The sequence below is a fragment of the Bacillus sp. LR_5 genome (genome assembly GCF_042709275.1).
Genome location: NZ_JAVAXX010000354.1, coordinates 1 through 5,694, shown reverse-complemented (window position 1 = coordinate 5,694; position 5,694 = coordinate 1). Strand labels below are relative to the sequence as shown.

At 43.4% G+C, this 5,694-nt stretch carries 7 protein-coding genes; all 7 read right to left on the bottom strand.

All coding sequences use genetic code 11. The features are described from left to right. Positions 1-194, bottom strand: a 194-nt coding sequence (locus RAC86_RS34410; RefSeq protein ID WP_377886608.1) for a DUF1290 domain-containing protein, incomplete at its 3' end; no start/stop codon positions are given. Positions 195-211: 17 nt separating this feature from the next. Beyond that, positions 212-919: a DUF881 domain-containing protein gene (locus RAC86_RS34405; protein WP_377886607.1), complete on the bottom strand. Its 708-nt coding sequence runs from the start codon at positions 917-919 to the stop codon at positions 212-214. Positions 920-941: 22 nt separating this feature from the next. Then, entirely contained in the window at positions 942-1,637 is a 696-nt protein-coding gene (locus tag RAC86_RS34400) for a DUF881 domain-containing protein (protein ID WP_264239614.1), read from the bottom strand. Beyond that, entirely contained in the window at positions 1,634-2,425 is a 792-nt protein-coding gene (divIB, locus tag RAC86_RS34395; protein WP_377886606.1) for a cell division protein DivIB, read from the bottom strand. Before divIB ends, RAC86_RS34400 begins: the two co-directional genes overlap by 4 nt. 129 nt (positions 2,426-2,554) lie before the next feature. Further along, the gene (gene murB, locus RAC86_RS34390; RefSeq protein WP_003232182.1) at positions 2,555-3,466 is read right to left on the bottom strand and encodes a UDP-N-acetylmuramate dehydrogenase; all 912 of its coding nucleotides are present in this window, start codon (positions 3,464-3,466) and stop codon (positions 2,555-2,557) included. Between the two features lie 31 nt (positions 3,467-3,497). Then, positions 3,498-4,589, bottom strand: coding sequence for an undecaprenyldiphospho-muramoylpentapeptide beta-N-acetylglucosaminyltransferase (gene murG / locus RAC86_RS34385; protein ID WP_033883840.1), 1,092 nt, complete (start codon positions 4,587-4,589; stop codon positions 3,498-3,500). A 120-nt stretch (positions 4,590-4,709) separates the two neighbouring features. Continuing rightward, positions 4,710-5,694 (bottom strand): stage V sporulation protein E (gene spoVE / locus RAC86_RS34380; RefSeq protein WP_377886604.1); only part of this gene is annotated, 985 nt, incomplete at its 5' end.

Genomic DNA, 5,694 nt, shown 5'->3' with positions numbered 1-5,694 from the left:
TTAAAAAAGAAACCGGAAACAAATACCATTTCATCATATGTACCTTGTAAATGCGCCCTGATTCCGCCGATTAATGTATCAAGTGCGGCAAGCACCGCAAGCGATAAATAGTTTGAGTATTCACTCGGTATCGTTAAGTTTGTCATTAGTCCAATCGCTATTCCGAGCACCAGTCCCAACACGGGCAGCCACATGACAATTCTCCTCCTTTTCAGTCTTTAAGCAGTTTAAGCTGTTGTACGTCCAGTGGTCTGTCATATGCTTTTAATGTTAGTTTGCTTTCAGATTTACCGGCTTTTAATGCTAAATTTTCAGATGCAAAAAGATCCTCAAGGCCTGACCCCTTCACTCTGCTGTGTAACATGTCCGGATCTTTGGCAAGCACTTTTACTGTTAAAGGATAATCGTCAAGGGCGTATCCGTCTATTTTTGTAGTGCCGTTTATATCTCTGATGACTGTATGATTCACAACTCTTCGCTCGTTAATCGAGATATGCTCTGCACCGTAGGAGTTGAGTTCATTAATCAGCTTTTTCAGCAAATCCGGAGGCGGATTTTCGATCGGCTCTCCTGTTAAGCTTTCAGAAAAAAGCGGGGAAATCGTAATGACAATTCCGCTACCTGTTATATCGGTCATGCCGGCTGTTTTTTTTAAGGATTGCAAGGTATTATTTAGCGCGGTTTCTTTTGTCATTTCTTTCGCTTGCGAATAGCTATTCAGCAGTTTGTCATATTTGTTTATTTCAGACAGCAGCTTTTCCTGCTTCTTCTGCTCTGATGTCAGCTCTTCCCTAATATCCCACATATCTCTTGTATCCCGGACTTCGGGGTGCTTTAACGAATTAAACTGAACAGATATCATCAGGCCGAAGATGACCATAAGCACACTGATGCTTATGAAGGAACGCTTTATTTTCAATCTATTTCACCCGCTTTTTCAGTCATTCCTTCGTTTTCAGAATCGGTTTCATTTGTACGTTTTTCTCTTTTTCTGCCGAAACAGAAATATGATCCATTGACAGCTGATCAATTAGGCCTCCTGCGATATTTAACGAGGGCAGCAGGACATCTGGATCTCCAATAGCGGATACCGTAAACGGAGCGGGATGCTGCACCCCGTCTACCGTTACCACAGGACCATTGCATTTGATATACGAATCATGCGTCAAACGCTGCCCATTAACGGCGACAGCTGCCGCTCCTGAGATATACAGTTCGTTTACTACTTGGAAGATATGGCTTTCGTGAACGATGTAACTATTCACATTCTCCCCTTCCGGTATGTATGACGCATCTTCCAATGTCACCTCAACGCCTTCTCCCTGCACACCGACTTCCCCAATATACATCCTGTATTTTTCTGTATCTACGAGGACATTATAGTATTCCGACTTCTCTTTCTTCAGCTTATTTTCCGCCTGGCGGACTTTGTTTTGCTTTTGATATAATTCTTTTTCAAGCTTCTTATTTTCTTTCTCTTGTTTCAGAAGTTCATCTCTCAGCGCATATTCTTTTTTCCACTCTTCCGTCTCAGCCGCGCTTTTGTTGTTTTCTTTTGTCATTTGAAAAGAAAATGAAATCAAAAAGCCTGCGATAAGCATAATCAAGGAAAGAAGGACTGCTGATTTGCCCCTCAATTTTCATCTTCCTTTTTAGCAGCTTTATCGTTTTTCCCAAACTCTTCAAAATAGGTGGCAACTTCTAAATGAATGATTCCTTTTTTATTGCTGCTTAGCTGAGAAATGATAGAAGGATACGTCTTCATTCGGTCTGCAAACGTTTTAATAGATGCAGTAACAACATAACCGTCGTTCATGTACAACTTAATACGGTTTTCATCCATTTTTACAGGCGTATAATAAATTTCTGAAATCGACTGTTTTAACGAATTTGACAACGCATCGAGCTGCTTGGCCATTTGAGACCGCTTCTTCGCGTTTGTCCAATTCACTAAAATCGGTCCGGCATCATCCGGCGTTACTTCGTTTGGCAGAACTGAGCCGTTTTCAAGCACTTCATAGTACACATCGTCTTTTTCTAAATAAGCAATCGCTTTATATTCTTCGATTGCAATGTTGATTTTATTAGGAAGCGATTTGCTGATCTCCGCTTTTTTCACTAATTTATTTTGCTGAATCTTCTTTTCTGTTTTTTGCTTGTCCAAACTCCAAAACTCAGTATCTCCGCTGTTAATATCGGAAAGGTCGATAATTTCCTTTTTTGATACATTTTCATTCCCTGTAACAGAGATTGTTGATACTTTACTGATTGGTGTTTGCAGGTACACAATGATCAGCACCATAATAAAAAAGAGCATAATAAATGAAATGAGACGGCGGTTTGCCTTTTGTTTCCTCTGCTCTTTAATTTTAGGGATCCGCTCTTCAATGGTAACGATTTTTTCTCGGTCTTGACCCGGGTTCATTGCCTGTTCACCTTATTCAAATGAAACAGCTGTTAAAAGTCTGTCTATTCCAAAACAAACCGCATACTATGATGCCGTTTGTCGTTTGCTTACAGTATATCATATGAACAGCTTCAGTCAGAACTTGAATCAGCGATTTCCGCCGATGATTTCAACCTCTGTGTGCATATCAATCTCGTATTTTTCACGGATTGTCTTTTTCACATGGTCAATGAGATCAAGCACATCTTTTGCTGATGCTCCCCCCGCATTGACGATGAAGTTTCCGTGCATCTCCGATATCTTTGCACCGCCGATTTGATATCCTTTCAAGCCTGCTTTTTCTACAAGGTTCCCGGCATGATTCGGAAGCGGATTTCTGAATATGCTTCCCGCACAAGGGCTTGAATACGGCTGTGTATTTTTTCTATAGTCTTTATTGCTTTGCATTTGCTGAACGATTGATTCCTTATCCTTCTGCTCCAGCTGCAAAACAGCTTCAAGGCAAACGCCCGGGCGTTTCTTTTGCAGTACAGATGTCCTGTAGCTGAAATCCATCTGCTCATTTGTCAGCCACTCAATCGTTCCGTCTTCAAATAAAATATGCGCTTTGACGAGGATCTCGCTCATATCAGAACCGTGAGCGCCGGCATTCATATAAACCGCTCCGCCGACTGATCCTGGAATGCCGGCAGCAAATTCCAAACCGGACAGACCTTTTTTGCTCAATGATGTAGCAAGGCGGACCACTGAATAACCGCCTCCGACTGTTACTTGTTCCCCTTCAAGCTCCAAATGGTCAAGACCCGCACCCAGCTTGATCACTACGCCTCTAATTCCTTCATCTAAAACAAGAAGATTTGATCCGCGGCCGATGACTGTCCACTTCACATCATATTTTTTAATCACGTCCATGATGTCTTTAACAGCATCTACACTGCTTGGAATGACCAATACATCCGCAGGTCCGCCGATTTTCATCGTTGTATGATTCGCGAGCGGTTCATTTGCAAGAACCTTGCCGACTTCGCGTTCTTTTAATTCCTGTATCACTTTCTCCATCGTAAACCTCCGCATTCCATTTGCTTTTCTACTATTTTTTTAATTCCTCGAGTACGCTGTATAAACGGGCAGCCGCGTCAGGAACACCGAGTGACTTTGTTCGTTCGCTCATTTCCTTTAACGTTTGCTCATTCAGTACAATCCGGTCTAGCGCTTCAATCAGCTTCTCCCCGCTGAGCTCTGTTTCTTTCAGTACAATCGCCGCATTATGCTGGCCAAGAGATCTCGCATTGACCTCCTGGTGATTCGCTGTCACATATGGACTTGGGATCAGAACACTTGGGATTCCGAGAGCAGTAATTTCGGCAATCGTTGTCGCACCGGCTCTGGCCACAATGACATCAATGGCCTTTAAATACTCAGGCATTTGATGAAGAAACGGCTTTGTGACCATATTATCAGCGGCACCCTTGCTTTTCAGCTCATTCATTACTTTTTCATAGTGAACTTCACCGGTGATATACAGCACTTGATAGTCTCTTGTTTTCAGCGCATCCTGCATGTCAATGACAGCGCGGTTAATCGGTGCAGCGCCTCGGCTTCCGCCGAAAATTAAGACCGTTTTTTTGTCTTCAGAAAGCCCAAATTCAGCCATTGATCGTCCCGTCTTTATTGAGACGACTTCAGAGGCTCTCGGGTTTCCCGTAAATACAACTTTCTCGCTAGGAAAATGTGATTTCGCTTCTTCAAAACAAATCGCTACTTTATTAACATATTTTGAAAGAAACTTATTCGTGATGCCCGGCAGGCTGTTTTGTTCATGGACAATAGTCGGAATTCCCATTTTCGCAGCGGCATAGACAACCGGCCCGCATACATAACCGCCCGTTCCAATTACGGCATCGGGCTTAAATTCCGCTAAATACGATTTACTCTTTTTGACGCCCTTCAGAAAACGCATCACAGTCTTGACATTTTCAAATGACAATTTTCTTTTAAATCCTGTAATTTCAATTGAACGAAACGGTATATTCTCCCGCTCAACAATTTTTTTCTCCAGCCCGTTTTCTGTTCCGATATATAAAAATTCCACATTAGGATGACGTCTTTGCACTTCTTTAATAAAAGCAAGCGCAGGATAAATATGTCCCCCTGTACCGCCTCCGCTTATTGCAATTCGCATTTCTTTTCCCCCAGTCTAAGTTTCTCTATAACATAACGATAACCCTGTTTTGTTGGACAGGGTTATCGCATCAATTGTTTCCAAGCTTCATGTTAGACAGGAAGCTTGGACATACATTCGTTAATACCTCGAGTAGCGGCTTACATTCAGCAGCACACCAACTGCCATCAGCATTAGAGTCAATGAAGAGCCTCCGTAGCTCAGAAACGGGAGCGTGATGCCTGTTACAGGAATCAGGCCCGTGACTACGCCGATATTGATCATGACTTGAATGGCAATCATTGAAATAATGCCGACTGCGACAAAGCTTCCGTACAGATCAGGGGCACCAAGCGCAATTCTGATTCCTCTCCACAGCAGGACGCTGAAGAGGAGCAAAATAAGTGTTCCCCCGATAAAGCCCAGTTCCTCTGACAAGATGGCGAAAATAAAGTCTGTTTGCGGCTCAGGCAGATAAAAGAACTTCTGTCTGCTTTGTCCGAGCCCCATTCCGAACAACCCGCCGGGCCCCACTGCATAAAGCGATTGAATGATCTGAAATCCGCTTCCGAGCGGGTCTTCCCATGGATTTAAGTATGAGGTAATCCGCTTTATCCGATATGGAGCCGATAGTACGAGCCCGACAAATCCGCTGAGGCCGATCAGCCCGAGAAAGACGAAATGGGCGATCCGTGCGCCGGCTACAAAAATCATGACAATACAAGTTCCGACCATTACTGTCCCCGTTCCGAGGTCAGGCTGGCACATGATAATCAAAAATGCTGAAAACACGATGCCAAGTGCAGGGACGAACCCCCGTCTGAACGATGTGATGTTTTTTTGTTTTTCAGAGAGAAATTTAGCAAGGAATGCAATCATCGCAAGCTTCATAAACTCTGAAGGCTGTATGCTGAATGCTCCGACTCCGATCCAGCTTCTTGAACCGTTCCGCACCATTCCGACGCCCGGTATCAAAACAAGCACCAGAAGGAAAAAGCAGATAACCATCAGCAATTTGGACCATGTCCTCCAAGTCCAATAATCAACATTCATGATAAAAAACATAGCAATGACGCCGATTCCCGCAAACAAAAGCTGCCGTTTCGCGAAAAAGAATGAGTCGTCA

Bases quoted from the DNA above. Each gene is read 5' to 3' on its own strand.
- murB (WP_003232182.1), bottom strand. From the start codon at position 3,466: ATGGAGAAAGTGATACAGGAATTAAAAGAACGCGAAGTCGGCAAGGTT.
- murG (WP_033883840.1), bottom strand. From the start codon at position 4,589: ATGCGAATTGCAATAAGCGGAGGCGGTACAGGGGGACATATTTATCCT.
- divIB (WP_377886606.1), bottom strand. From the start codon at position 2,425: ATGAACCCGGGTCAAGACCGAGAAAAAATCGTTACCATTGAAGAGCGG.